This is a genomic window from Pseudomonas antarctica (assembly GCF_900624995.1).
Taxonomy (GTDB): domain Bacteria; phylum Pseudomonadota; class Gammaproteobacteria; order Pseudomonadales; family Pseudomonadaceae; genus Aquipseudomonas; species Aquipseudomonas antarctica.
On sequence record NZ_UYXQ01000025.1, the window covers coordinates 14,263 to 40,478 of the forward strand.

Sequence of the window (26,216 nt, forward strand, 5' to 3'; positions counted from 1 at the left end):
GCGCATTTTTGACGACCAGATCATTAGGGGCTTGTTACATGTCTACATCCCTCGCATTCGTCTTTCCAGGGCAGGGTTCGCAGTCCCTCGGCATGTTGGCCGAGCTGGGCGCGCAACATCCGCTGATCCTGGAAACCTTCAAGGAAGCTTCCGAGGCCCTGGGTTATGACCTGTGGGCGCTGACTCAGCAGGGTCCGGAAGAGCAACTCAATCAAACCGATAAAACCCAGCCGGCCATCCTGACCGCTTCGATCGCCCTGTGGCGCTTGTGGCTGGCGGAAGGCGGCGTGCGCCCGGCTTACGTGGCCGGTCACAGCCTGGGCGAATACAGTGCCTTGGTAGCGGCTGGCAGCCTGACCCTCGGTGAAGCGGTCAAGCTGGTCGAGCGTCGTGGCCAACTGATGCAAGAAGCCGTTCCGGCCGGGCAGGGCGGCATGGCTGCTATTTTGGGCCTGGACGATGCCGTTGTGATCGAAGCCTGCGCCGAAGCGGCCCAGGGCGAAGTGGTCAGCGCAGTGAACTTCAACTCCCCTGGCCAGGTAGTGATCGCCGGTGCGAAGGCGGCGGTTGAGCGCGCCATCGAAGGCTGCAAGGCCCGTGGTGCCAAGCGCGCCTTGCCATTGCCGGTCAGCGTGCCGTCCCATTGTGAGCTGATGCGCCCGGCCGCTGAGCGTTTTGCCGAGTCCATTGCCGCCATCAACTGGCAGGCGCCGCAGATCCCGCTGGTGCAGAACGTCAGCGCGGCCGTTGCCGCCGACCTCGACACCCTCAAGCGCGACCTGCTGGAGCAACTCTACAAGCCTGTGCGCTGGGTTGAGTCTGTGCAGACCCTGGCCGCCAATGGCGCCACCGAGCTGGTTGAGTGCGGCCCTGGCAAAGTCCTGGCCGGCCTGAACAAGCGCTGCGCCGACGGTGTGTCGACTGCCAACCTCAATACCCCGGATGCCTTCGCTGCCGCTCGCGCGGCACTGGCCTGAATCCCTGATCCCCGAACTTAGGAGAAGCTTGCATGAGTCTGCAAGGTAAAGTTGCACTGGTTACCGGCGCCAGCCGTGGCATTGGTCAGGCGATCGCCCTGGAACTGGGCCGTCAGGGCGCCGTCGTTATCGGTACCGCCACGTCTGCCTCGGGTGCCGAGCGTATCGCCGCCACCTTGAAGGAAAACGGCGTTCAGGGTACCGGCCTTGAACTGAACGTGACCAGCGATGAGTCGGTTGCCGCTGTCCTAGCTGAAATCACTGCACAGTTCGGCGCGCCGGCTATTCTGGTGAACAACGCCGGTATTACCCGCGACAACCTGATGATGCGCATGAAAGACGACGAGTGGTACGACGTGGTCGATACCAACTTGAACAGTCTGTTTCGCCTGTCCAAGGGTGTTTTGCGTGGTATGACCAAGGCGCGTTGGGGTCGAATTATCAATATTGGCTCCGTAGTGGGTGCCATGGGCAACGCAGGCCAAGTAAACTACGCGGCGGCTAAAGCCGGTCTGGAAGGTTTCAGCCGTGCATTGGCCCGTGAAGTCGGCTCGCGGTCGATTACGGTCAATTCGGTGGCCCCTGGGTTCATCGACACTGATATGACCCGCGAACTGCCCGAAGCGCAGCGTGAAGCGTTGCTGACGCAGATTCCGCTGGGCCGTCTGGGTCAGGCTCAAGAGATCGCAAATGTGGTCACTTTCTTGGCATCCGACGGTGCGGCATACGTGACTGGGGCTACAATCCCGGTGAACGGCGGGATGTACATGAGTTAAATTGTGACGGATCGCTTCAAAAAAATGTCATACGAGCTGTCTAAAATCCGTTATAAAGCTGCAACTTAATTTATAGGCAGGTGGCGGACCGGGTACAGGGTGAAGCTTTCAGTTGAAAAGCTGAAATGGCTTTCTATACACTTACCCACTGGCCAGCTGCCTGAATTTGTCCATTAGGAGTTAAACAAGGTATGAGCACCATCGAAGAGCGCGTCAAGAAAATCGTTGCCGAGCAACTGGGCGTCAAAGAAGAAGAAGTGACCAACACTGCTTCCTTCGTAGAAGACCTGGGTGCCGATTCCCTTGACACCGTTGAGCTGGTGATGGCTCTGGAAGAGGAATTCGAGACCGAAATCCCGGACGAAGAAGCTGAAAAAATCACTACTGTTCAAGCTGCTATCGACTACGTTACTGCCCACCAGGCGTAATAGTTTGTAGTCGTCGCTTGCTGTTAGGGAAAAACCGCACTGCTGTAACGGCGTGCGGTTTTTTCTTTAGCTCAGATGAAAATTGAGCGCTGAAGCGAAGTGTCGTCATTAGAAAAAGGAGAGTGCTGTGTCGCGTAGACGCGTCGTAGTCACCGGTATGGGTATGTTGTCGCCACTGGGCACGGATGTGCCGAGCAGTTGGCAGGGCATTCTGGCTGGCCTCAGTGGTATTGGTCTGATCGAACACACGGACCTTTCTGCCTATTCCACCCGTTTTGGCGGCTCGGTAAAGGGGTTCAATGTCGAGGAATATCTCTCGATCAAAGAGTCCCGCAAACTCGACCTGTTCATTCAATACGGCCTGGCAGCGGGTTTTCAGGCAGTGCGTAATGCCGGCCTGGAAGTCACCGACGCCAACCGTGAGCGCATCGGCGTGGCCATGGGTTCGGGTATTGGCGGTTTGACCAATATCGAAGAAACCAGCCGCACGCTGCACGATTCCGGCCCCCGTCGAATTTCACCGTTCTTCGTGCCGGGCTCGATCATCAATATGATTTCGGGTTTCCTGTCCATCCACTTGGGTGCGCAGGGACCTAACTACGCCATTGCAACGGCGTGTACCACTGGCACTCACTGCATCGGCATGGCGGCACGCAACATTGCCTACGACGAGGCTGACGTGATGATCGCCGGTGGCGCCGAGATGGCCGCCTGCGGCTTGGGCATGGGCGGCTTCGGCGCGTCCCGTGCGCTGTCGACCCGCAATGACGAACCGACCCGTGCCAGCCGTCCGTGGGACAAAGGCCGTGACGGTTTTGTGCTGGCCGACGGTGCCGGCGCCCTGGTGTTGGAAGAGTTGGAGCATGCCAAGGCGCGTGGCGCCACTATCTACGCCGAGCTGATCGGCTTTGGCATGAGTGGTGATGCCTACCACATGACCTCGCCACCGTCCGACGGCGCTGGTGCTGCACGTTGCATCACCAACGCCTTGCGTGATGCGAAGGTCAACGCCGACCAAGTGCAGTACATCAACGCCCACGGCACCTCGACCCCGACCGGCGACTTGGCGGAAGCCGAAGCCATCAAGTCGGTGTTCGGCGAGCACGCCTACAAGCTGGCGGTCAGCTCCACCAAGTCCATGACCGGCCACCTGTTGGGTGCGGCGGGCGCGGTCGAGGCGATCTTCAGTGTGATGGCCATCAAGGATCAGGTCGCTCCGCCGACCATCAACCTCGATGAGCCGGACGAAGGCTGCGACCTGAACTTTGTGCCTCACGAAGCGCAGCCGATGCCGATCGACGTGGTGATCTCCAACTCGTTCGGTTTTGGTGGCACCAACGGTTCTTTGGTGTTCCGCCGGTTTGCGCAGTGATGCACAGCTGGGTCGACGGTCAGCCAGCGGGCAGCGTGCCCCTGAAAGATCGCGGCCTGGCGTACGGCGATGGGCTGTTTGAAACCATCGCCGTCAAGGCCGGGCAGCCTGTGCTGCTCGAGCGTCACCTGCAACGCCTTGAAGAGGGTTGCAGGCGCGTTGCCTTGGTCGCGGACCAGGCACTGATCCGCGACGAAGTGCTGGCTTATGCCAGCGCCCTTGGCGACGGTGTGCTCAAGTTGATCCTCACCCGTGGCGACAGCTTGCGCGGTTATGGCATCAACCCCGGCGCCCCGGTGCGCCGTATCTTGCAGGGCAATCCGCCCGCTATTTATCCTCCCGCGCATGGAACCGACGGCATACGCCTGTTTCCGTGCGCCACCCGCTTGGCTGAGCAGCCCTTGCTTGCCGGTATCAAGCACCTTAATCGCCTGGAACAAGTGATCGCCCGTGCTGAGTGGCAGGATGTCGAGCATGCCGAAGGGCTGATGCTGGATATGTCCGGCCGTGTCATCGAGGGCGTGTTCAGCAACCTGTTTTTGGTTCGCAACGGCTTGTTACTTACCGCTGATCTGAATCGTTGCGGGGTTGCTGGGGTCATGCGCGCGGAGATTCTGGCCCAGGCGCAAGCACTGGGCATCCCGCAGGCCGTGGCCGACATCAGCCTTGAGCTGTTGCAGCAGGCCGACGAGGTTTTTGTCTGCAACAGCGTCTATGGCATTTGGCCGGTGCGTGGCTGTGCTGCGATGAGCTGGTCGGTTGGGCCGCTCACCCGTAAACTGCAGGCCATTGTTCGCGCGCTATTGGATATTTGAGTTGATACGAAAACTGATTTTACTGCTGCAGATCGGCCTGGTCTCGGCAGGCTTGCTGCTGGGCTTCTCGGCCTGGAAGCTTGATTCTGCCTTGAAGCAGCCCCTGAATCTGACCCAGGAACAATTGCTCGATGTGCCTGCCGGGTCGACCCCAACGGGCACCTTCAATCGCCTTGAAAGTGAAGGCGTGCTCAATGATGCCTTCTGGCTGCGCCTTTACTGGCGTTTCAATCTCGACGGCCAGCCGTTGCAGAGCGGCGAATACCGCATGACGCCTGGGCTCACCGCCGAAGGTTTGATCGGCCTGTGGCAGCGCGGTGAAGTGGTGCAATACAGCCTGACCCTGGTCGAAGGCTGGAACTTCCGCCAAGTGCGTTCGGCCCTGGCCAAGCATGAAAAGATTGCGCAGACCTTGTCGGGTCTGAGCGACAGTGAGGTGATGGACAAGCTCGGTCACCCTGGCGTGTTCCCTGAAGGGCGGTTTTTCCCTGACACTTACCGCTTCGTGCGCGGCATGACCGACGTCGAATTCCTGAAAAAAGCCTACAACCGTTTGGATGACGTGCTCGCCCAGGAGTGGAGCAAACGCGCCCCCGATGCGCCCTACACCGATCCTTACCAGGCGCTGATCATGGCCTCGCTGGTGGAGAAAGAGACCGGCGTACCGCAAGAGCGTGGGCAGATTGCCGGCGTGTTCGTGCGGCGCATGAAGATCGGCATGCTGCTGCAGACCGACCCGACGGTGATCTACGGGTTAGGCGAGCGTTACAACGGCAAGTTGACCCGCGCGCATCTCAAGGAAGCCAACCCGTACAACACCTACATGATCGCCGGCCTGCCGCCGACGCCGATCGCCATGGTCGGCCGCGAGGCAATCCATGCTGCGTTGAACCCGGTGCCGGGCAGCAGCCTGTATTTCGTCGCCCGCGGCGATGGCAGCCATATTTTTTCCGATGACCTCGATGCGCATAATGCCGCCGTACGCGAGTTTCAGCTCAAGCGTCGGGCTGATTACCGCTCCAGCCCGGCGCCGGCGGTCAAACCGCAGGACGACGCGGCGCCGCCTGCCGTGGCCCCGACTGACGCGCCGGTTGAAACGCCCGCCGAGCCTGCGCCGGATACCGCCGCGCCGCAAAGCCGGCAATGACTCTGACTAAGGACTGCCTGTGACTGGCTTGTTTATTACCCTGGAAGGCCCGGAAGGCGCCGGCAAAAGTACCAATCGCGATTACCTGGCTGAGCGCTTGCGTGTTGAGGGCATCGAGGTGGTGTTGACCCGTGAGCCCGGTGGCACGCCGCTGGCCGAGCGAATCCGTGAAGTGCTGCTGGCCCCAGGTGAAGAGCAGATGAACCCGGACACCGAGCTGCTGCTGGTGTTTGCCGCCCGCGCCCAGCACCTGGCCGAAGTGATTCGCCCGGCCCTGGCACGTGGCGCCGTGGTGATTTGCGACCGTTTTACCGATTCAACCTACGCCTACCAAGGCGGTGGCCGCGGCTTGTCGCTCGAGCGCATCGCTACCCTGGAAACTTTCGTCCAAGGCGATGTGCGCCCTGACCTGACGCTGTTGTTCGATCTGCCGGTGGAAGTGGGCATGGCTCGCGCCAGTGCTCGCGGCCGCCTTGATCGCTTCGAACTCGAAGGCCGGACCTTCTTCGACGCCGTGCGCAGTGCGTTCCTCGCTCGCGCCAAGGCCGAGCCTGCGCGTTACCACCTGTTGGACGCGGCCCAGCCGCTGGCACAGGTACAGCAGGCCATTGATGCCCTGTTGCCCAACCTCCTGGAGCGCGCCCGTGGCTGAAGCGTACCCGTGGCAGGAGAGTCTCTGGCAGCAATTGGCGGGGCGTGCCCAGCATGCCCATGCCTATTTGCTGCACGGGCCGTCGGGTATCGGCAAGCGGGCGTTGGCCGAGCGGCTCATGGCGAGCCTGCTGTGCCAGCGACCGGTCAAGCTTGAAGCTTGCGGTGAGTGCAAGTCCTGTCTGCTGCTCAAGGCCGGCAGCCACCCCGACAACTACGTGCTGGAGCCCGAGGAAGCCGACAAGGCGATCAAGGTCGACCAAGTGCGTGACCTTGTCAGCTTCGTGGTGCAGACCGCGCAGATGGGCGGGCGCAAGGTGGTTTTGATCGAACCGGTGGAGGCGATGAATATCAACGCCGCCAACGCCTTGCTTAAGAGCCTGGAAGAACCGTCGGGCGATACGGTGCTGCTGCTGGTGAGCCACCAGTCCAGCCGCTTATTGCCGACCATTCGCAGTCGCTGCGTGCAGCAAGCCTGCCCGTTGCCGAGCGAGGCCATGAGCTTGCAGTGGCTGGCGCAGGCGCTGGCGGAGTGTTCCGCGCCCGAACGGGTTGAGTTGCTGACCTTGGCGGCCGGTTCACCCCTGGCGGCTGTGAAGCTGCAGGCTCAAGGCGTGCGCGAGCAGCGTGCTTTGGTGGTCGATGGCGTCAAAAAGCTGCTCAAGCAAGAGCAGTCTGCCACGCAACTGGCCGAGAGCGCCTGGAAGGATATTCCGTTGCTGCTGCTGTTTGACTGGTTCTGCGATTGGTCGAGCCTGATCCTGCGCTACCAGTTGACCCAGGATGAAAATGGTCTCGGCCTGCCGGATATGCGCAAAGTCGTGCAGTACCTCGCGCAGAAGAGTGCGCAGGACAAAGTGCTCAATATTCAGGATTGGATTCTGGCCCAACGTCAGAAAGTCCTCGGCAAAGCTAACCTGAACCGCGTGCTGTTACTCGAAGCCTTGCTGGTGCAATGGGTCGGCTTGCTCGGTCGGCGTTAATTTTCGTGGCCGACGGGTGTACGTTGGCCAGACATTTTCCGTAGCTCATCTTTACCGGACACAGTTCTCACTCCTTATGCTCGTAGACTCCCATTGCCACCTTGATCGCCTCGACCTTGCCCAACACGGAGGCTCCCTTGACGCCGCCCTGGAAGCTGCGCGCCAGCGCGGAGTAGGGCATTTCCTGTGTATCGGCGTCAGCGCCGAGAACGCCACCGACGTCAAAGCGCTGGCTGATCGTTATGCCGATGTCGATTGCTCGGTGGGCATTCACCCGCTGGACCTCAAGCCCGGTGAGGCGCCGGCCCTCGACTGGCTATTGGGCGCGCTCAATCACCCGCGTGTGGTGGCGATTGGCGAAACCGGCCTGGATTACCACTACGAGCCCGAAGCCGCCCAAGTGCAGCAAGCGTCTTTTCGCCTGCACCTGCAGGCCGCGCAGCAAACCGGCAAACCGGTGATCGTCCACACCCGTGGCGCGCGTGCCGACACCCTGACCCTATTGCGTGAAGCTGCGTTGCCCCAGGCCGGCGTGCTGCACTGCTTTACCGAGGACTGGGACATGGCCAAGGCCGCCCTGGACCTGGGTTTCTACATTTCCCTGTCAGGTATCGTCACCTTCCGCAACGCCGATGCCCTGCGCGACGTGGCGCGCCAGGTACCGGCCGATCGGCTGCTGGTGGAAACCGATTCGCCGTACCTGGCGCCGATCCCTCATCGCGGCAAGCCAAACCTGCCCGAATATGTGCGCGATGTGGCGGATTACCTGGCGATGCTGCGGGGTGAGTCGTACGAGCGCTTTGCCGAGCAGACCACCGAGAACTTCAAGCGCCTGTTCCCGCTCGCGCATGTTGCCAGCTGACACGGCCAAATCGCAGGCAAAAAAAACCCGGGTTCTGGGGGGGGAATCCGGGCTAAGACCATTAGGAGTAAAACAAGGGTACGCAGTCCGTCGGTACCCAGGTCGACGCGTCACTTGGGGGAGATGCCACGCCGACACTTCAAGTATTGATCACTATCCCATTCAGTCCAGTCATATCTGATCGTTTTTTAAACAGATTTGGAATACGCGCGCTTCGCTTGAGTTCTCATTGAGCAGGTGTGCGGCCGTAGTTGTTGTGTATTATTTCTGACTGATATCAAGCAAGTCGTTGGCGTGCTGAAAGTAAACTGCTTGGCGGGTTCACATAGGCGTTGCCCAACGACCGTTCAGTCGGGATAATCCCTCGCACTGGGTAAATCGTATCGCCACGTATCAATGGCCCTGCGCAATCCCTCCCACATTGACCTCTGCAGACCTCTCCCTCATGCAAAAAGAACCCCGTAAGGTCCGTGAGTTTCGCCGCCGTGAGCAGGAAATTCTCGACACCGCACTCAAGCTGTTTCTCGAACAAGGTGAAGACAGCGTCACTGTCGAGATGATTGCGGATGCCGTGGGTATCGGCAAAGGCACGATCTACAAGCACTTCAAGTCCAAGGCCGAGATCTACCTGCGCCTGATGCTCGACTACGAGCGCGACTTGAACGAGCTGCTGCATTCGGCTGATGTCGACAAAGACAAGGAAGCGTTGTCCCGCGCCTACTTTGAGTTCCGCATGCGCGACCCGCAGCGCTACCGCCTGTTCGACCGCCTGGAAGAGAAGGTGGTCAAGGGCCATCAGGTGCCGGAAATGGTTGAGGAGTTGCACAAGATCCGCGCCTCGAACTTCGAACGCTTGACCCTGCTGATCAAGGGCCGCATCAGTGAAGGCAAGCTTGAAGATGTGCCGCCATATTTTCACTACTGCGCCGCTTGGGCGTTGGTGCATGGCGCCGTGGCGTTGTATCACTCGCCGTTCTGGAGCAATGTGCTGGAAGATCAGGAAGGTTTCTTCCAGTTCCTGATGGACATCGGCGTGCGCATGGGCAACAAACGCAAGCACAGCAGCGAACTGCCGGGTGCTGAGCCGAAGAGCGGCGAAAGCCCCGCGACTTAAGCTATTCCCGACAGTGATGGCGCAATGATTTACTGCCAGTTGCAGTACCCCAGGAATATACTCAGGCAAGGACCTTGCTAAAAACTGATTTATAAGTCAGCTTTTAGCGCGCCCGAATCATCTTCTGCCGGAGTGATCCATGATCGTTGATCGTCAAGGCAGGCGGTTCCGCAACTTGCGAATCAGCCTGACCTCAGCCTGCAATTACGCGTGTACCTACTGCGTGCCTAACGGTAAGCGGTTGGTGGCTGCCCAGGACGAACTCTCGGCCGAGGCCATGGCCCGTGGCGTGGCCTATCTGATTGAAGCGGCGGGTATTGAGCGCCTGCGTATCACGGGCGGCGAGCCGCTGGTGAGCCCCAAGCTGGAAGCCTTCATGGGCGCCGTGGGCGGTATGGGCCTCAGTGATATCAGCCTGACCACCAACGGGCAATTGCTGGCGCGCAAACTGCCGCTGCTGGTGGACGCCGGTATTCGTCGGATCAACGTGTCCCTCGACACCCTCGACGCCGATGCCTTCCGCACCATCGCCCGTGGCGGCGACCTGGCCACCGTGCTCGATGGCATGGACCAGGCACGGGCCGCCGGGATCAAGATCAAGGTCAACATGGTGCCGTTGCGGGGTCAGAACCTGGACCAGGTGATGCCGCTGCTCGATTACTGCCTGGAACGTGGCTACGAACTGCGCTTCATTGAACTGATGCGCATGGGCCACTTGGCTAAGGATTCCAATGCGTTCCTGCAGCAATTCGTCAGCCTGCAACAACTGCTCAGCCTGATCGGTGAGCATCACGAATACCTGCAAGCCAATGCGCCTGTGGACGCCACCGCGGTGCGCTACGAAGTGCCGGGCAAGGGCTTCTTCGGCGTCATTGCCAATGAAAGCGTGCCGTTCTGCCGCACCTGTTCGCGGCTGCGCTTGTCATCGACCGGCTGGCTGCATGGCTGCTTGTCGTCGAGCAACCGCCACTATGTCGGTGACCTGCTCGACCAGCCGCGCCACCAGGCATTGCCAGCCTTGCAAGGCCTGCTGATGAAGGCCCTTGGCGATAAACAGGAAGTGGCCTTCTCTGGCGGTGCCACTATCATGAAGATCATCGGCGGCTGACGTCGCTACTGAAGCTTCACACCCATCAATGGGGTAGGGGCTTGCTCCCGATAGCGGTGCATCAGTCACCGATGCAGTGACTGACAGACTGTCTTCGGGAGCAAGCCTGCGCCCACATTTGAGCTGTGTTGCCTCCAAATGGCGCGGATTCTGCATTACGTGCCCATTCGCCGGTTTTCCGTCACCGGCTTCTGGAGGATTAGGATGCGAAGTCTGGTTTTGTTGCTGGCGTCATTGACGCTGAGTGGTTGCATGACCGTCAGCGATATGGCCGAAGGCACCCGCTATCAGATGAGCGACGCCGGGTTGCTGGACCACAGTGATACGCGCCGCACCGCGTCGATTCGCATACAGCCGGACTCCTTTGTCTTTATCGCCCAAGGCGCCTTTGTACCACCGGGCAGCGCCTACCCGCGGCCTAACGTGGTGGCCGAAGAAGCCTTCAATGGCTTCGTCGAATACTTTCCCATGGTACGCCGCGCCCGTAAGCCAGAGGGGCTCGAGCAAGCGATGTCCGAAGCCCGCGCGGCGGGTGCTCATTACTTGCTGTATTGCCGCTTTGCGGCCGCCGACGACCGTATTGGCAATGCCGATGAGTGGACCGATCAGCAAGCCCTCGACCGCGTGGGCCTGGACAGCGGCGTCATCCAGATCATGTTGATCGAGACCAGCACCCAGTATTTGATTGATACTGCACGTATTCGCAGCCGTGGCGGTTTACTGACGTTCCACGACAACAAGCCAGAAGATCTGATTGCCCGCCCCTTGGCGCAGTACGCCCGCGGCCTGCTGGGCATGGGAGATCAGTAAAACTCAAGGAGAACTTCATGACCGATTCCGCCAAGGCCAATGATCTATTGGCGCAACTGCCCAAGGGCAAGGGGCCGGCACCGGTGCACATGTGGAACCCGGATTTTTGCGGCAATATCGACATGCGCATCGCCCGTGACGGCACCTGGTTTTACCAGGGCACGCCGATCGGGCGTAAGCCGATGGTCAAATTGTTCTCCAACATCATTCGCCGCGATGGCGATGATTATTTCTTGGTCACTCCGGTGGAAAAGGTCGGCATCACCGTCGATGATGCGCCGTTTGTTGCGTTAACCCTTGAAGTCGAAGGGCAGGGCGAAGACCAAGTGCTGCGCTTCATCACCAACGTCGACGAACCCATTGAGGCCGGCCTCGAACATCCATTACGCGTCGTAATCGACCCCGTCACCGAGGAACCCGCGCCGTATCTGCGCGTGCGCACCAACCTCGAGGCTCTGGTGCATCGCAACGTGTTCTACCAATTGGTCGAGCTGGCGGTCAGCCGTCCGATCAACGGTAAAAGTTGGCTGGGCGTCTGGAGTGGCGGGGAATTTTTCCGCATTGGCCTGGAGCCGTAAGGCCGTCTTTTTCATCGTTCTGACATAATTCGCTTGCTGTAATCGGACGCTTTCGGTTATCAATTTGTACATGATTAGACATGTCCGATTTGATAAGAAAAAACGCGTCGTCGACGAGCTCATCCGCCGTATCGAGGGCGGGGTGATGGCTGACGGTTTCCTGCTGCCGGGCGAGCATCAGTTGGCTGAAGAGTTCGCGGTCAGCCGTGGCACCCTGCGCGAAGCTTTGGCAGAGCTCAAGCGGCGCAACTACATCGCTACCCAGAGCGGTGTCGGCTCTATCGTCACCTTTGACGGCATGGTGCTCGACCAACGCAGCGGCTGGGCCCAGGCCCTGGCCGATACCGGTGCGCGGGTCACCACCGACATCCTGCGCCTCGAAGCTGTAACCCGCCCAGACCTGCTCAGCCGCTTCGGCAGCGACCAATTCATCGCGCTAGACCGCCGTCGGCGCACCACGGATGGCACAGCAGTGTCCCTCGAGCGCTCGTTAATGCCCGCGACCGGTGGCCTGGAAAGCCTGCCCCGCGTCGGTCTGATCGACGACTCCCTGACCATCACCCTGGCCGCCTACGGCTACGTCGGCGCCGAAGGTGACCAGTGGATCGGCGCCGAGCCCCTGAGCTATGAAGACGCCGAGCTGCTCGGCCGCCCGGCCGGCACGGTGTTTCTCAAAGCCTCGCGCACCACCTACGACCGTCGCGAGCGTTTCATGGAGTACGTCGAAAGTCTGCTCGACCCTCTGCACTTTCGCCTGCACCTGCAGTTTGGAGCGTCAAAATGACCGCAGAAAATCGCGCCCTTGGCGCCTTCTACGGCCTGGCCTTGGGTGATGCCTTGGGTATGCCCACCCAGTCTTTGAGCCGAGAGCAGGTGCAAAAGCGCTTCGGTGCGATCACTGGCCTGGAAGACGCCGATGCCGACCAGCCTATCGCGCCAAACAGGCCGGCGGGCTCCATCACCGATGACACCGAACAGGCGATCCTGGTCGGCGAATTGCTGGTGGAAGGCAAGGGCAAGATCGAACCGACCGTGCTCGCCCAACGCCTGATCGACTGGGAAGCGGTGATGCGCGCCAAAGGCTCGCAGGATTTGCTTGGGCCATCGACCAAGCGCGCCATCGACATGATCCTCGCCGGCCACACTCCGGAAGAATCCGGGCGCTACGGCACCACCAATGGCGCCGCCATGCGTATCACGCCCGTGGGAATCGCCGCCGATGTCCGCGACCCGGCGCAGTTTATCCAGGCGGTGATTCAGGCCTGCCAGGTAACCCATAACACCACGCTGGGCATCTCCAGTGCGGCGGCGGTGGCCGCGGTGGTCTCGGCTGGCATCAACGGCGTCGACCTGGGCGAAGCGCTCAACATAGGCACTCAGGTTGCCCAGCAGGCCGAACGCCATGGCCACTGGATTGCCGGTGGACGCATTTCCACGCGCATCAGTTGGGCGCGGACCTTGAGCGTCGGCACTGGCGACAAAGCCTTGTTTGCCGACCTGCTCTACGAATTGATCGGCACCTCCGTCGCGTCCCAGGAATCGGTAGTGGTCTCGTTTGCCCTCGCGCAACAAGTGGCGGTGGGCGCGATGAATGCCTTCGAGGCCGTGTGCCTGGCCGCCAGCCTTGGCGGCGACACCGACACCATCGCCGCGATCCTCGGCGCGATGTTGGGCGCGTGTTTGGGCATGCAGTGCTGGCCTGAAGCGATGGTTGAACAGGTCAAGCAGGTCAATGGCCTGGATTTGCAGGCGCTGGTGCAAGGGCTGCTCGACATTCGATAAGCGCCGCAGGCAAACAGGTGGGAGCGGGCTTGCTCGCGAAAGCGGTGTATCAGGTGGCCTATCAGCTGGCTGAACCACGCTATCGCAGGCAAGCCAGCTTCCACATTAAATCGTGTTTGAGTCAGGACGACCGGCGACAGCTTCACTTTGCACATCTGCCACAACCACAACAATACAGGCACCAGGAGCACCCCTCATGAGCACCCCGTCTAGCGGCCAAAGTGCCGGGCAATTGGAAACACGCGGTATCGAACCGGTCCCTGAAGGCGAGTGCAACGGCCATCCGCTGCAGCTGTTCTGGGTGTGGTTCGCGGCCAACATCAGCATCCTCGGCTTGCCGCTCGGCGCGACCCTCGTGGCGTTTCGTGGCCTGGCGATCTGGCAGGCGATCATCGTCGCGATTCTCGGCGCCGCCGGCTCTTTCGCCGTGGTAGGCATCATCTCGATTGCCGGCCGTCGCGGGCGTGCACCGAGCCTGACGCTGTCGCGTGCCATCTTCGGCGTGCGTGGCAATATCGGCCCCACCTTGGTCTCGCTGATGTCGCGCCTGGGCTGGGAAACCGTCAACACCACCACCGCCGCGTTTGTGCTGCTGTCGTTGTGTTCGATCCTGTTCGGTTCGCCGGTCGAGGCAAAAAGCGCACCGGTGCTGACGCTGGTCTTCATCGCCATTTTCGTGCTGCTGACCCTGTCCGTTTCCGGTCTCGGCCACGCCACCCTGTTGGTGATCCAGAAGTGGGCCACCTACGTGTTCGGCGCGCTTAACATCTTGGTGGGTGGCTTCCTCTGCGCCACCATCGACTGGAGCGCGGTGTTCAATGCGACGCCGGCGCCGCTGAGCGCGATGATCATCGGCGTCGGCACCATGGCCGCCGGCACCGGTATCGGCTGGGCCAACGCCGGTGCTGACATGTCGCGCTACCAGCACCGCAGCGTCAAGGCCGTGCGCCTGGTGGCATCCGCCGCGTTTGGTGCGGGCATTCCGTTGGTGCTGCTGATCACTCTGGGCGGCCTGCTGTCGGTGGGCAACAACGACCTGGCGTCGGCGACTGACCCGATCATCGCAATTCGCGACATGCTGCCGACCTGGATGGCCGTCCCGTATCTGATCACCGCGTTTGGCGGGCTGCTGCTTTCCAACAATCTCTCGGTGTACTCGGCCGGTCTGACCACCTTGACCCTCGGTTTGAAGGTCAAGCGCGTGCACGCGGTGATCGTCGACATCGTGGCGATCTTCGCCGGCTCGATTTACTTCATGCTGGTCGCCGACAGCTTCTACGGTCCGTTCATCACCTTCATCTCGCTGCTGGCCGTGCCGATCACTGCGTGGGTCGGCATCTTTGTGATCGACTTGATTCACCGTCACTACTACAGCGCCAAAGACCTGCTGGACGTGAGCCCAAGCAGCGCCTACTGGTATCGCGGTGGCGTGGAGTGGCGTGCATTCGGCGCCTGGGCGGTAGCCATCGTGCTGGGCTTGAGCTTCACCACCATTGGCACTACTGCCGAAAACATCTGGTTCGCCGGGCCGTTGTCCGACTCGTGGCTGGGCCATAACGGCCTGGGCTGGATCGTCACTTTCCTGGTGGCCGGCGGGATTTATCAGGGACTGGGCGGCGCGGCTGATCGTCGTACAGCTTTAGTCGAGAGCCCTAATGTCTAGATTGCTGCACACCGGCCAGGTCATCGTCGACCTGGTCATGGCCCTCGACACATTGCCTGCGACGGGCGGCGACGTACTGGCGCAATCTGCCCGCTTCGAAGCCGGCGGCGGTTTCAACGTAATGGCTGCTGCCCGGCGTAATGGTCTACCGGTGGTTTACCTCGGCCGGCATGGCAACGGCCGCTTTGGCGACTTGGCGCGCGCAGCGATGCGGGTCGAAGGCGTGGAAGTGGCGCAGGCAGCCAGCGACGGCAAAGACACCGGTTTGTGTGTGTCGCTCACCGAAGCCACCACCGAGCGCACGTTCATTTCGCATATCGGCGCTGAAGGGGATTTGAGCACCGAGGATTTGGCCCGCGTGGTGCCGCGTGCGGACGATTATGTGTACGTCAGCGGCTACAGCTTGTTGCTCGAGGGCAAGGCCCAGGCATTGCTCGATTGGCTGCTGGCGTTGCCGCGCGAAATCACGGTGGTGTTCGACCCGGGGCCGTTGGTCAAGTCACCGGATTCGGCATTGATGATTGCCTTGCTGCCGCGCATCGACATCTGGACCAGCAATGGCCCCGAAGCCCTGGCGTTTACTGGCGCGAGTACGTTGGCCGATGCACTGCTTTAACTTAATCGCCACCTGCCGGCTGAAGCACTGCTGGTGGTGCGCGATGGACCGAATGGGTGCTGGGTCAGCCGCCAGGGCGAGGCCGAGCATGTGCCGGGTTTCAAGGTGACAGCGGTCGACAGCAACGGCGCGGGCGATGCCCACGCCGGTGTGTTTCTTGCTGGGTTAGCCGAGGGGTTGCAACCTTCGCAAGCAGCACGTCGCGCGAATGCAGCCGCGGCCTTGGCAGTGACACGCTGGGGGCCAGCGACGTCACCGGGTACTGACGAAGTGGACGCGTTGTTGGCAGAATAGGGCCTTCTCAGCACGGAGTGAGCCCATGACCCAGAATATCTACGACACCCAGGCCTTCTTCGAGGGCTACAGCAAGATGGGCCGTTCGGTCGAAGGCCTGGCCGGTGCGCCGGAGTGGCCTGCCTTGCGGGCACTGCTGCCGCCGATGCGCGGCCTGAAGGCAGTGGACCTCGGCTGTGGCTACGGCTGGTTCAGCCGCTGGGCCGAGGAGCAGGGCGCTGCGCAGGTGCTCGGGTTGGACGTGTCGCACAAGATGCTGGCGCGGGCCGAAGAGATGACCTCTGCGCCGACCATCACTTATGCAATCGCCGACCTGGAACAGCTCGACCTGCCTGCCGGCGCATTCGATCTGGCCTACAGCGCCCTGGCCTTCCACTACATCGTCGACCTTAAAGGGCTGTTTGCGCGCATACATCAGGCGCTGGTGCCCGGTGGGCGGCTGGTGTTTTCCATCGAACACCCGATCTTCATGGCGCCGCGCAATCCAGGCTGGCTGGTGGATGATCAGGGGCGCAAAAGTTGGCCGGTGGACGGTTATCAGTTGGAAGGGCCACGGGTGACCAACTGGCTGGCCGATGGCGTGATCAAGCAGCATCGTACGGTGGGCACGTTGCTGAATTTGCTGATTCAGGCGGGGTTTACGCTGAGTCATGTGCAGGAGTGGGGGCCAAGCGAAGCGGACCTGATTGCACGGCCCGAGCTGGCGGAAGAACAAGAGCGCCCGATGATGCTGCTGGTATCGGCTCAGCGCTGATTTTGGGTGTGCAACGCAAATCAAACTGGGGGAGCGGGCTTGCTCGCGACTGCGCAGTGTCAGCCAACCTATAAGGTGACTGGTTGACCGCATTCGCGAGCAAGCCCTCTCCCACACGAGTTTTGTAGGGGTTGAAACCTGCGTTAGCCGGTTTTGCGCAGCGCTTCAATCAACGGGCCAGCCCCGACAAAATCGATTACTGGGGGCTTTGACCGTCCAGCTTGCGCGCCTCGTCAACGCCCGAGGCGGTTAGCTTGATCGGCAGGTTCAACGAATATTCACCGGCGTCGTCGGTGGTCACATGCCCATCCTTGATAAACCCACGGTCCTGCAGGAACGCCAAGACACTGGCCACCTCCTTCTCGCCGCGGTAGTTATCCAGCACCTCCTTGCCCAGGCCGTTAGGGTGGGCGTGCAGCAGGCGGGTGAGGACTTCTTTCTCAAGGTTTCTATCGACGTTCATGCGTACCTCTTCACTGGGAAATGATCGGGTGTTCGTCTTGCATTCGATGGATCAAGGCGCAGGTTATTTTGCTGCATCAGGGGCGTTGGAATCGCCACCGGAGTTGATTTTTGGCTGGTTGACACTCGGCCCCATTTTGCCGTTGCCGACCGCAGCGGGCGCCTGGCGTTGGGTGTCATTGCCCTGGGTGCGAGGGTCAGCGCCGGGTTGGATGATCGCGCCACCATTGGTATCCATGCCGGTGCCCATCGAATCCTGAGATTCCTGGGTGGCAGGGTTCGGTGGGCTGCCGACCGGGTCAGTCTTGCCGGTCGAGGAGGTGGCCGCAAACGCGTTCAGCGAGGCGGCAGACAACAGGCCGGTGATGGCGAGGGCGACAAACTTGGAATTCTTCATGAGGGTGTCTCCATATGATTAATGTCCTTACCCTGCATTGGTCCGCCTGGCCTTCGCGTTCGTGCCTTGATGGCGACGAACGGTATTAGCTCACCTGTAAGATTTTATGTGCTGAAAGACGGCGCCTGATCAGGCGGGCCACGGTGATCAGCCAGTTCAAGGCGGCGATGACCAATAGGCTGAGCATCAGCACGGGCATGCCGTAGTCGACGATGATCTTGCCCGCCAGCCAGGGAAACCCGAACACGCCGACAAAGTACGCCAGGCTGAACAGCAGCAGCGCTTGGGACGTGGTCCCGGCTGGCGCTTCGTTGGCTACCAACCCATTGATCACCGAATAGGTCAGGCCGTAGCCAACCCCCAGTGTGGCAGCGGCCAGCAAGTAGCTGAGATTACCGCTCACGCCAAACGCAAACAGTGCGATGGCCCCGAGCATGATCCCGGACAACACACAGGCGGCCCGGTAGGCATCACGCTTGACGACCACGCCTGCGATCAACAGGCGGCTGGTGATCGCCGCACTCAGGAACCCCGCGAAGAACAGCGAATAGTCCAACCCGTGCGCGGCCGCGTAACTGGTCTGGAACGACGAAAGCCCACCAAACACGCAACCTCCCAGGCCGACCATCAAGATCGCGAATCCCGCCTTGGATGACAGCACTCGACGGCTGGCGGCCCAGGAAATCCGTGAGGCCGGCACATTAGCGTGCTGCTTGAGTTGAGCGCCCATGCGCCAGAACATCACCACCCCGACAAGGCTGGCCACCCCGGCGATGTAGAACGCCGTGGTCAGGGGCAAGTCCAGCGCACTGGCAGCACGCCCCAGCAGCGGGCCGGAGCCGATCCCGCTCAACATGCTGCCCGACAGCAGGGCAAAGTACTTGGCTCGCTGCTGGGGCTCCACCAACAGGCTCACGATGATCGGGCCCAAGGTGTAGAACACGCCCCAGCCCAACCCCAGGGCCAGCCCGAACAGCATTAAGCCTTGGCCAAACCCCGGCATCATTGCAAAACCCAGGCAGGCCACCACCAGCAACACGCCCATCCCCGCAATGGCTCGCGCCGCGCCCAATGCATCGGCTAAATGCCCGGAGAGCAACACCGCCACGAAGGTGCTGAGCATCGCCATTGAAATCACACTGCCGGCGTCGTGCTCATTACCGCCGCGCGAATGAATCAGCAGCGACAGCAGGAACGTCGAGCCGTAGGACAGTGATAGCAGGAAGCTGGCGAGGCAGAACAGGGCGAAGGTCTTCGCGCCCACCGTGGACGGGGAGTGCATGAGCAAGTCTCGAGTTGTTGGATTTATGCCCTCTGTTTACCACGCGAGGCCAAGCGGATTGTTCTGTGGTTGGTGGTGCTCGGATTACCGTTCGACGGAGTAAAACGCGCTGCTGCCCACGAAATTGCACTGCAATCAGTCATCAAAGCGCCTTAGTATGGCGCCTTTGAAATTGCCCAAGGCTCGCCCATGACCATCGAGATTCGCCCCGCCGTGCCCAGCGATGCTGTGCAGATCCTGACCTTCATCGCCGAGCTTGCCGAGTACGAAAAGGCCCGGCATGAAGTGATCGCCAGTGTGGTGGACATCGAGCGCAGCCTGTTCAGTGAGGGCGCCACCGCCCATGGCCTGATCTGTTCGCGGGACGGTCTGCCGATTGGCTTTGCCGTGTTCTTTTTCAGCTACTCCACGTGGCTGGGCAGCAATTGCCTGTACCTCGAAGACCTGTACATCAACCCCGAGCAACGCGGCGGCGGGGCGGGCAAAAAATTGCTGCGCCACCTGGCGAAGATCGCCTGCGACAACGGCTGCGGGCGTTTCGAGTGGAGCGTGCTGGATTGGAACGAACCGGCGATTGCGTTCTACAAATCCATCGGCGCGCAGCCGCAGGAAGAGTGGGTGCGTTACCGCATGGAAGGGGATGCACTGCGCGATTTCGCCATCGGCTGAAGTCACCCGTCTTAAAACACCTAAGACCAAAATGTGGGAGCGGGCTTGCTCGCGAATGCGGTGTATCAGTTAGCTGATGTCTGGCTGACCCGCCGTATTCGCGAGCAAGTCCGGTTCCACATTTTTTTGGATTTGTTTCACTATGTGGGATGCAAATTTATATATTGAGATATTTCAAATGATGGGTTTATAGTCGCCAGCATCAGCACTCACTACCAAAAATAAAACAGGTGAAGCGATGCAGCCCCAACCGTTGTCATTACCCGCCGTGCCCGAACCCACCTACGGCGAGCGGCTGAAGAACAAAGTGGTAATCATCACCGGCGCCGCCCAAGGCATAGGCGAGGCAATCGTTGCCTGCTTCCAGGCCCAGCAGGCACGCCTGGTGATCGCGGATATCCAGGGCGAAAAGGTCGAAAAAGTCGCCGCCCACTGGCGCGAACGCGGCGCCGAGATCGTCGCGCAAGCCGTCGATATCACCTCCAAAGAGCAATGGCAGTCGCTGGTCAACCTCGCCATCGAGCGCTTTGGCCGCGTGGATGTATTGGTCAACTGCGCCGGGGTCAATGTGTTCCGTGACCCGCTGGAAATGACCGACGAAGACTGGCGCCGCTGCTTCGCCATCGATCTCGACGGTGCCTGGTTCGGTTGCCGTACAGTGCTGCCGCACATGATCGAACAGGGCATCGGCAACATCATCAACATCGCGTCCACCCATTCCAGCCACATCATCCCCGGCTGCTTTCCCTATCCCGTCGCCAAGCACGGCCTGCTCGGCCTGACCCGTGCCCTGGGCATCGAATACGCGTCCAAGGGCATCCGCGTGAATGCCATCGCACCGGGCTATATCGAAACTCAGCTCAACGTCGATTACTGGAACGGTTTCCCCGACCCTCACGCCGAGCGTCAGCGTGCGTTTGACCTGCACCCGCCCAAACGTATTGGCCAGCCGGTTGAGGTGGCGATGAGCGCACTGTTTTTGGCGACCGACGAGGCGCCCTTTATCAATGCAACCTGCCTGATGATCGATGGCGGGCGTTCTGTGATGTACCACGACTAAAAACGTTTCCAATAACAAGAAGGAGGTGGTTCATGTTCAAGAAAACACTCGGCGCCCTGGCGCTCACGATGGCCTTCAGCGGTTTCGTCTGCGCCGAAGAAGTGAAGATCGGCTTCCTGGTCAAACAGGCTGAGGAACCTTGGTTCCAGACCGAATGGGCCTTCGCCGAAAAAGCGGGCAAGGACCAGGGCTTCACCGTGATCAAGATCGCCGTGCCGGATGGTGAGAAAACCTTGTCCGCTATCGACACCCTCGCTGCCAGCGGCGCCAAAGGCTTTGTGATCTGCCCGCCGGATGTGTCCCTGGGCCCGGCAATTATGGCCAAGGCCAAGCGCAATGGTTTGAAAGTGCTGGCAGTTGATGACCGTTTTGTCGATGCCAAAGGCAAGCCTATGGAAGACGTGCCTTACGTCGGCCTGGACGCCTACAAGATCGGCCAGAAACAAGGCGAAGCCATGGCCGCCGAAGCCAAGCATCGCAACTGGGACTGGAAAGACACCTACGCCGTCATCAACACCTTTGACGAGCTGGAAACTGGCAAGAAACGTACCGACGGTTCGGTAGAAGGCCTCAAGGCCGCCGGCTTGCCCGCTGACCACATCCTGTTCAGCGCACAGAAAACCCTCGACGTGCCGGGCAGCATGGACGCCACCAACTCGGCGCTGGTGAAACTGCCGGGCACCGCGAAAAACCTGATCATCGGCGGCATGAACGACAGCACCGTGTTGGGCGGCGTACGCGCCACCGAAAGCGCCGGGTTCAAGGCGGCCAACGTGATCGGCGTCGGCATCAACGGCACCGATGCTATCGAAGAGCTTAAGAGATCAGATACCGGCTTCTACGGTTCGATGCTGCTCAGCCCGGACGCCTCCGGCTACAAAACCGCTACGGCGATGTTCGAGTGGGTCACTAAAGGCACTGAGCCGGCCAAGTTCACCGCCCTGGATAACGTGACCCTGATCACCCGCGCCAACTTCAAGGAAGAGTTGAGCAAAATCGGTCTGTGGAAATGACCGGCGCGGCCTTGCGTTTCAACGGCATCGGCAAAGAATTTCCCGGGGTCAAAGCCTTGGCTCAAATCAGCTTTGAAGCGCGGCCGCATTCGGTACACGCGCTGATGGGTGAGAACGGCGCGGGCAAGTCGACCTTGCTGAAAATCCTCGGCGGCGCCTACATTCCGAGCAGCGGCACGGTGCAGATCGGTGAGCAGACCATGGACTTCAAGTCTGCCGCCGACAGTATTGCCAACGGCGTCGCGGTGATTCACCAAGAGCTGCACCTGGTGCCAGAAATGACCGTGGCCGAGAACCTATTCCTCGGGCATTTGCCGTCGCGTTTCGGCGTGGTTAACGGCGGCCTGCTGCGCAAGCAGGCACTGGCGTGTCTTAAAGGCTTGGCGGATGAAATCGACCCGCAGGAGAAACTCGGCCGGCTGTCGCTGGGCCAGCGTCAACTGGTGGAAATCGCCAAGGCGTTGTCCCGTGGCGCCCATGTGATTGCCTTCGACGAGCCCACCAGCAGTTTGTCGGCACGCGAAATCGACCGCTTGATGGCGATCATCACGCGCCTGCGTGACGAGGGCAAAGTGGTGCTGTACGTGTCGCATCGCATGGAAGAGGTATTCCGTATTTGCGATGCAGTGACGGTGTTCAAGGATGGCCGCTTCGTGCGCACCTTTGACGACATGGCCACGCTGACTCACGACCAACTGGTGACCTGCATGGTCGGGCGCGACATTCAGGACATCTACGACTATCGCCCGCGTGAACGTGGCCAGGTGGCGCTCAAGGTTGAGGGCTTGCTTGGCCCCGGCTTGCGCGAAGCGGTCAGCCTTAAGGTGCACAAGGGCGAGATTCTCGGTTTGTTCGGGTTGGTTGGCGCAGGTCGTACTGAGTTGTTTCGGCTGCTGAGTGGATTGACCCGCTCCACCGCCGGGCAACTGCAACTTTTTGGTGAAAACCTGCACCTGCGCTCGCCGCGTGATGCCATCGATGCGGGCGTGCTGCTGTGCCCGGAAGACCGCAAAAAGGAAGGCATCATCCCGCTGTCCAGCGTGGCTGAGAACATCAACATCAGTGCACGTGGTGCCCACTCCAGCTTTGGTTGGCTCTTGCGTGAAGGCTGGGAGAAGGGCAACGCCGACCAGCAAATCAAGGCAATGAAAGTCAAAACGCCGAACGCCGAGCAGAAAATCATGTACCTGTCCGGCGGCAACCAACAGAAAGCCATTCTCGGCCGCTGGCTGTCGATGCCAATGAAGGTGCTGCTGCTCGATGAGCCGACCCGTGGCATCGACATCGGCGCCAAGTCGGAGATCTATCAGATCATCCACAACCTGGCGGCCAGTGGCATCGCGGTGATCGTGGTGTCCAGCGACCTGATGGAAGTGATGGGCATCTCTGACCGCATCCTGGTGATGAGCGAAGGCGTGCTGACCGGCGAGTTGAACCGCGATCAAGCGGATGAAGCACAGCTACTGCAACTGGCACTTCCGCGTACGCGGGCTTGAAGAATTCGAGGTGAATAATGTCCCAGGTAAAAACTGCAAAAGGCTTCTGGCCAGGCTTCAACCAACGCAAATTTCTGGACGATTGGGTGATGCTGCTCGCCGCGTTGAGCATCTTTGTGCTCAGCGCGCTGTTTATCGATAACTTCCTTTCGCCGCTGAATATGCGCGGGCTGGGCCTGGCGATTTCCACGGTTGGGATTGCCGCGTGCACCATGTTGTTCTGCCTGGCGTCGGGGCACTTCGACTTGTCGGTGGGCTCGGTGATTGCCTGCGCCGGCGTGGTGGCGGGGATTGTGATTCGTGACACCGACAGCGTGGTGCTCGGCGTGTCGGCGGCCTTGGCCATGGGTCTGGTGGTGGGGCTGATCAACGGCATCGTCATCGCCAAACTGCGCATCAATGCGTTGATTGCCACCTTGGCGACCATGCAGATCGTGCGTGGCCTGGCCTATATCTTCTCCAGCGGCAAGGCCGTCGGCGTGATGGACGAGCGCTTCTTCGTGTTCGGCAACGGCCAACTGCTGGGCGTGCCGGTGCCGATCATCATCACCGTGCTGTGTTTTGTGTTCTTCGGCTGGCTGCTCAACTACACCACCTACGGGCGCAACACCATGGCTATCGGCGGTAACCAGGAAGCGGCGTTGCTGGCCGGGGTAAACGTTGATCGCACCAAGATCATCATCTTTGCCGTGCATGGTTTGATCGGCGCGTTGGCCGGGGTGATCCTCGCCTCGCGCATGACTTCCGGCCAGCCGATGATCGGGCAAGGTTTCGAGCTGACGGTAATTTCTGCCTGTGTGTTGGGCGGTGTCTCGCTGAGCGGCGGCATCGGCATGATCCGCCATGTGATTGCCGGGGTGTTGATTTTGGCGATCATCGAGAACGCGATGAACCTGAAGAACATCGACACCTTTTACCAGTACGTGATCCGCGGTTCGATCCTGTTGCTGGCGGTGATTATCGACCGTATGAAGCAACGTTAGAAACCCGGTCTCAACAACACTGAAAATCCAATGTGGGAGCGGGCTTGCTCGCGAATGCGGTATGTCAGTTTGCACATCTGCGTCTGATACACCGCATTCGCGAGCAAGCCCGCTCTCACATTTGGATCTCCACTGTATTGAGGTTCAGCATTTGCCATAATGGCGCCGTTTTCGTACTTCCCAATAGGCCCGATATGCAGGAAAACGCCCACACTCCCGTCAAAGACGCCGCGCCCACCGGCACCCCGACCCTGCTGCGTGGCCTGGGCGTGGTGCAAGCGGTGGCGGCCGGTGCGCGCGACTTGAAAGAGATCGCCAAGCGCATCGGCACGACCCGCAGCACCACCCACCGCCTGGCCAGTTGCCTGGTGGAAGAACGTTACCTGCGCGTGGTGCCTCAAGTCGGTTACCTGCTGGGGCCGAAGCTGATTGAACTGGGCTTTCAGGCACGCGAAGAACTGCCGCTGGTAAGCCTCGCGGTGCCCTATCTGGATGAGCTGTCGGCGCTGACCGGCGACACCATCCACTTGGCGATTCGCGAATACGACGATGTGCTTTATTTGCACAAGAACCCCGGCCGCAATGGCCCGGAAATGCGCTCGCGGGTCGGCCATCGCATGCCGCTGGCGCGCACGGGTGTGGGCAAGGCCATGTTGCTGGATGACTCGGTGCAGGAGTGGCAGCGTTTGTATGACGCCAGCCTGCCAGCCGCAGGCAAGAGCCAGCAATGGCCGCAGCACCCGGAGCAATCCTGGGCGCAGTTCGAGCAGCGCATGCACGAATACGTGGAGGGCGGTTATGCGTTCGACCTGGAAGATAACGAGCCGTCGATCCGTTGTGTGGCGGCACCGGTGCGCGATGCCAGCCGGCGAATCGTCGCCGGCATCAGCATCGCCAGTACCGTGCCCTACATGCCGCTGGAGAAAATGGCCGAGCTGATTCCTGTGATCAAACAGGTCGCAGCGCGGCTATCAGCTGAGTTGGGCGCGAAGGCCTGATCAGACCTTCAAGGTCGCCATGTCGATGACAAAGCGGTACTTCACATCACCGGCGATCATGCGCGTGTAAGCCTCGTTGATCTGGCGGATGTCGAGCATTTCGATGTCGCAAGTGATGCCGTGCTCGGCGCAGAAATCCAGGACTTCCTGGGTTTCTGCAATGCCGCCGATCAACGAACCAGCCAGCACTTTACGACCCAACACCAGCTTGGCGGCGTTGACCGGCGGATCGACCGGCTCGATCAGGCCGACCAGGATGTGCACGCCGTCAAAGCGCAGCACGTCGAGGTAGGGGTTCAGATCGTGCTGCACCGGAATGGTGTCCAACAGGAAGTCAAAGCTGCCGGCGGCGGCTTTCATCTGGTCGGCGTCGGTGGACACGATCACGTGATCGGCGCCCTGGCGACGGCCTTCCTCAGCCTTGCTCGCGGAGCGGGTGAACAGCGTGACTTCTGCGCCCATCGCTTTGGCGAACTTGATGCCCATGTGGCCCAGGCCGCCCATACCCAGAATGCCAACTTTGTCGCCAGCCTTTACGCCGTAGTGCTTGAGCGGCGAGTAGGTGGTGATGCCGGCACACAGGATCGGCGCGGCGCTGGCCAAGTCGAGCTTGGCCGGGATTTTCACCACGAAGTGCTCGCTGACCACGATGCTGTCGGAGTAGCCGCCCATGGTGTTGCTGCCATCGACCCGGTCCGGGGTGGCGTAGGTCATGGTCGGGCCTTCGAGGCAGTATTGCTCCAGGTCCGCATGGCAGGCGTCGCAATGACGGCACGAATCAACCATGCAGCCTACGCCGACCAGGTCGCCGACTTTGTGTGCGGTGACGCTGGCGCCGACGGCGGTGACTTTGCCGACAATCTCGTGGCCCGGCATCAGCGGGTACACGGCAATGCCCCATTCGTTGCGTGCCTGGTGGATGTCGGAGTGGCACACGCCGCAGTACAGAATCTCGATGGCCACGTCATCGGCGCGCGGGCTGCGGCGTTCGAATGACATAGGGGCGAGGGGAGTGGTCGCCGACTGGGCGGCATAACCGATGGCGGTGTACATAGTGAAAACCTCGCGAAAGCAGTGACAGGTAAGGCGGGCCATTCTGAGCGCCACCCCCTGAGCCGGCCATGGC

Annotated in this window: 27 protein-coding genes and 1 pseudogene; 24 read left to right on the plus strand and 4 right to left on the minus strand. The window is 60.7% G+C overall.

Features of this window, described 5'->3' with window-relative positions; all coding sequences use genetic code 11:
- Window positions 1-38: 38 nt before the first annotated feature.
- The 18 genes and pseudogenes from fabD to E0F99_RS15370 all read left to right on the plus strand — a co-directional run bounded on the left by fabD (window position 39) and on the right by E0F99_RS15370 (window position 16,730).
- The gene (gene fabD, locus E0F99_RS15285) at window positions 39-977 is read left to right on the plus strand and encodes an ACP S-malonyltransferase (protein WP_083357198.1); all 939 of its coding nucleotides are present in this window, start codon (window positions 39-41) and stop codon (window positions 975-977) included.
- A 32-nt stretch (window positions 978-1,009) separates the two neighbouring features.
- Window positions 1,010-1,753 carry a 3-oxoacyl-ACP reductase FabG gene (gene fabG / locus E0F99_RS15290; RefSeq protein ID WP_015885432.1) on the plus strand — a complete coding sequence of 248 codons (744 nt, stop codon included), beginning with the start codon at window positions 1,010-1,012 and terminating at the stop codon, window positions 1,751-1,753.
- A 191-nt stretch (window positions 1,754-1,944) separates the two neighbouring features.
- A complete protein-coding gene (gene acpP, locus E0F99_RS15295; RefSeq protein ID WP_010566559.1) occupies window positions 1,945-2,181 on the plus strand; it encodes an acyl carrier protein in 237 nt (78 codons plus the stop codon).
- Window positions 2,182-2,308: 127 nt separating this feature from the next.
- Window positions 2,309-3,553, plus strand: a complete 1,245-nt coding sequence (fabF, locus tag E0F99_RS15300; RefSeq protein WP_083357199.1) for a beta-ketoacyl-ACP synthase II — start codon at window positions 2,309-2,311, stop codon at window positions 3,551-3,553.
- Window positions 3,553-4,368 (plus strand): aminodeoxychorismate lyase, encoded by an 816-nt coding sequence (gene pabC / locus E0F99_RS15305; protein ID WP_083357200.1) that lies wholly within the window; start codon window positions 3,553-3,555, stop codon window positions 4,366-4,368. Before fabF ends, pabC begins: the two co-directional genes overlap by 1 nt.
- 1 nt (window position 4,369) lies before the next feature.
- Window positions 4,370-5,515, plus strand: coding sequence for an endolytic transglycosylase MltG (gene mltG / locus E0F99_RS15310; RefSeq protein ID WP_083357201.1), 1,146 nt, complete (start codon window positions 4,370-4,372; stop codon window positions 5,513-5,515).
- Between the two features lie 19 nt (window positions 5,516-5,534).
- Window positions 5,535-6,167, plus strand: a complete 633-nt coding sequence (gene tmk, locus E0F99_RS15315) for a dTMP kinase (RefSeq protein WP_083357202.1) — start codon at window positions 5,535-5,537, stop codon at window positions 6,165-6,167.
- A complete protein-coding gene (locus tag E0F99_RS15320; protein WP_083357203.1) occupies window positions 6,160-7,149 on the plus strand; it encodes a DNA polymerase III subunit delta' in 990 nt (329 codons plus the stop codon). The genes tmk and E0F99_RS15320 overlap by 8 nt, the downstream gene beginning before the upstream one ends.
- A 76-nt stretch (window positions 7,150-7,225) precedes the next feature.
- Window positions 7,226-8,011, plus strand: a complete 786-nt coding sequence (locus E0F99_RS15325; protein ID WP_083357204.1) for a TatD family hydrolase — start codon at window positions 7,226-7,228, stop codon at window positions 8,009-8,011.
- Between the two features lie 445 nt (window positions 8,012-8,456).
- Entirely contained in the window at window positions 8,457-9,125 is a 669-nt protein-coding gene (locus tag E0F99_RS15330) for a TetR/AcrR family transcriptional regulator (RefSeq protein ID WP_083357205.1), read from the plus strand.
- Between the two features lie 139 nt (window positions 9,126-9,264).
- Window positions 9,265-10,233, plus strand: a complete 969-nt coding sequence (locus E0F99_RS15335) for a GTP 3',8-cyclase MoaA (protein WP_083357206.1) — start codon at window positions 9,265-9,267, stop codon at window positions 10,231-10,233.
- A 204-nt stretch (window positions 10,234-10,437) separates the two neighbouring features.
- Window positions 10,438-11,043, plus strand: a complete 606-nt coding sequence (locus E0F99_RS15340) for a DUF4823 domain-containing protein (protein WP_083357207.1) — start codon at window positions 10,438-10,440, stop codon at window positions 11,041-11,043.
- Window positions 11,044-11,060: 17 nt separating this feature from the next.
- Window positions 11,061-11,621 carry a DUF1285 domain-containing protein gene (locus tag E0F99_RS15345; RefSeq protein ID WP_083357208.1) on the plus strand — a complete coding sequence of 187 codons (561 nt, stop codon included), beginning with the start codon at window positions 11,061-11,063 and terminating at the stop codon, window positions 11,619-11,621.
- Window positions 11,622-11,691: 70 nt separating this feature from the next.
- On the plus strand, window positions 11,692-12,405 hold the full coding sequence (locus E0F99_RS15350; RefSeq protein ID WP_083357209.1) for a GntR family transcriptional regulator: 714 nt from the start codon (window positions 11,692-11,694) through the stop codon (window positions 12,403-12,405).
- Window positions 12,402-13,403 (plus strand): ADP-ribosylglycohydrolase family protein, encoded by a 1,002-nt coding sequence (locus E0F99_RS15355; RefSeq protein WP_083357210.1) that lies wholly within the window; start codon window positions 12,402-12,404, stop codon window positions 13,401-13,403. The genes E0F99_RS15350 and E0F99_RS15355 overlap by 4 nt, the downstream gene beginning before the upstream one ends.
- Window positions 13,404-13,599: 196 nt before the next feature.
- Window positions 13,600-15,066: a purine-cytosine permease family protein gene (locus E0F99_RS15360; RefSeq protein WP_130908811.1), complete on the plus strand. Its 1,467-nt coding sequence runs from the start codon at window positions 13,600-13,602 to the stop codon at window positions 15,064-15,066.
- Window positions 15,059-15,976: pseudogene (locus E0F99_RS15365) on the plus strand (PfkB family carbohydrate kinase). The gene E0F99_RS15360 and the pseudogene E0F99_RS15365 overlap by 8 nt, the downstream one beginning before the upstream one ends.
- Before the next feature lie 25 nt (window positions 15,977-16,001).
- Window positions 16,002-16,730: a class I SAM-dependent methyltransferase gene (locus E0F99_RS15370; protein WP_083357212.1), complete on the plus strand. Its 729-nt coding sequence runs from the start codon at window positions 16,002-16,004 to the stop codon at window positions 16,728-16,730.
- Window positions 16,731-16,926: 196 nt separating this feature from the next.
- Here the strand turns inward: E0F99_RS15370 and E0F99_RS15375 are convergent, their stop codons facing one another.
- From E0F99_RS15375 to E0F99_RS15385, 3 genes are all read right to left on the minus strand, one after another.
- Complete coding sequence (locus tag E0F99_RS15375) at window positions 16,927-17,193, minus strand: hypothetical protein (protein ID WP_083357213.1); 267 nt, start codon at window positions 17,191-17,193, stop codon at window positions 16,927-16,929.
- A 63-nt stretch (window positions 17,194-17,256) separates the two neighbouring features.
- On the minus strand, window positions 17,257-17,589 hold the full coding sequence (locus tag E0F99_RS15380; protein ID WP_083357214.1) for a hypothetical protein: 333 nt from the start codon (window positions 17,587-17,589) through the stop codon (window positions 17,257-17,259).
- Window positions 17,590-17,674: 85 nt separating this feature from the next.
- On the minus strand, window positions 17,675-18,871 hold the full coding sequence (locus tag E0F99_RS15385; RefSeq protein WP_083357215.1) for an MFS transporter: 1,197 nt from the start codon (window positions 18,869-18,871) through the stop codon (window positions 17,675-17,677).
- Between the two features lie 189 nt (window positions 18,872-19,060).
- Between E0F99_RS15385 and E0F99_RS15390 the strand changes: the two genes are divergently transcribed.
- From E0F99_RS15390 to E0F99_RS15415, 6 genes are all read left to right on the plus strand, one after another.
- Window positions 19,061-19,540, plus strand: coding sequence for a GNAT family N-acetyltransferase (locus tag E0F99_RS15390; RefSeq protein WP_083357216.1), 480 nt, complete (start codon window positions 19,061-19,063; stop codon window positions 19,538-19,540).
- Between the two features lie 238 nt (window positions 19,541-19,778).
- The gene (locus E0F99_RS15395) at window positions 19,779-20,600 is read left to right on the plus strand and encodes an SDR family oxidoreductase (RefSeq protein ID WP_083357217.1); all 822 of its coding nucleotides are present in this window, start codon (window positions 19,779-19,781) and stop codon (window positions 20,598-20,600) included.
- 32 nt (window positions 20,601-20,632) lie between these two features.
- The gene (locus E0F99_RS15400; protein WP_083357218.1) at window positions 20,633-21,613 is read left to right on the plus strand and encodes a substrate-binding domain-containing protein; all 981 of its coding nucleotides are present in this window, start codon (window positions 20,633-20,635) and stop codon (window positions 21,611-21,613) included.
- Window positions 21,610-23,109: an L-arabinose ABC transporter ATP-binding protein AraG gene (araG, locus tag E0F99_RS15405; protein ID WP_083357219.1), complete on the plus strand. Its 1,500-nt coding sequence runs from the start codon at window positions 21,610-21,612 to the stop codon at window positions 23,107-23,109. Before E0F99_RS15400 ends, araG begins: the two co-directional genes overlap by 4 nt.
- 17 nt (window positions 23,110-23,126) lie before the next feature.
- A complete protein-coding gene (araH, locus tag E0F99_RS15410) occupies window positions 23,127-24,092 on the plus strand; it encodes an L-arabinose ABC transporter permease AraH (protein WP_083357220.1) in 966 nt (321 codons plus the stop codon).
- A 194-nt stretch (window positions 24,093-24,286) separates the two neighbouring features.
- Complete coding sequence (locus tag E0F99_RS15415) at window positions 24,287-25,090, plus strand: IclR family transcriptional regulator (protein ID WP_130908812.1); 804 nt, start codon at window positions 24,287-24,289, stop codon at window positions 25,088-25,090.
- Here E0F99_RS15415 and E0F99_RS15420 read toward each other — a convergent pair whose 3' ends face one another.
- On the minus strand, window positions 25,091-26,143 hold the full coding sequence (locus E0F99_RS15420) for an NAD(P)-dependent alcohol dehydrogenase (RefSeq protein ID WP_083357222.1): 1,053 nt from the start codon (window positions 26,141-26,143) through the stop codon (window positions 25,091-25,093). It lies immediately after the preceding gene.
- Window positions 26,144-26,216 lie beyond the last annotated feature (73 nt).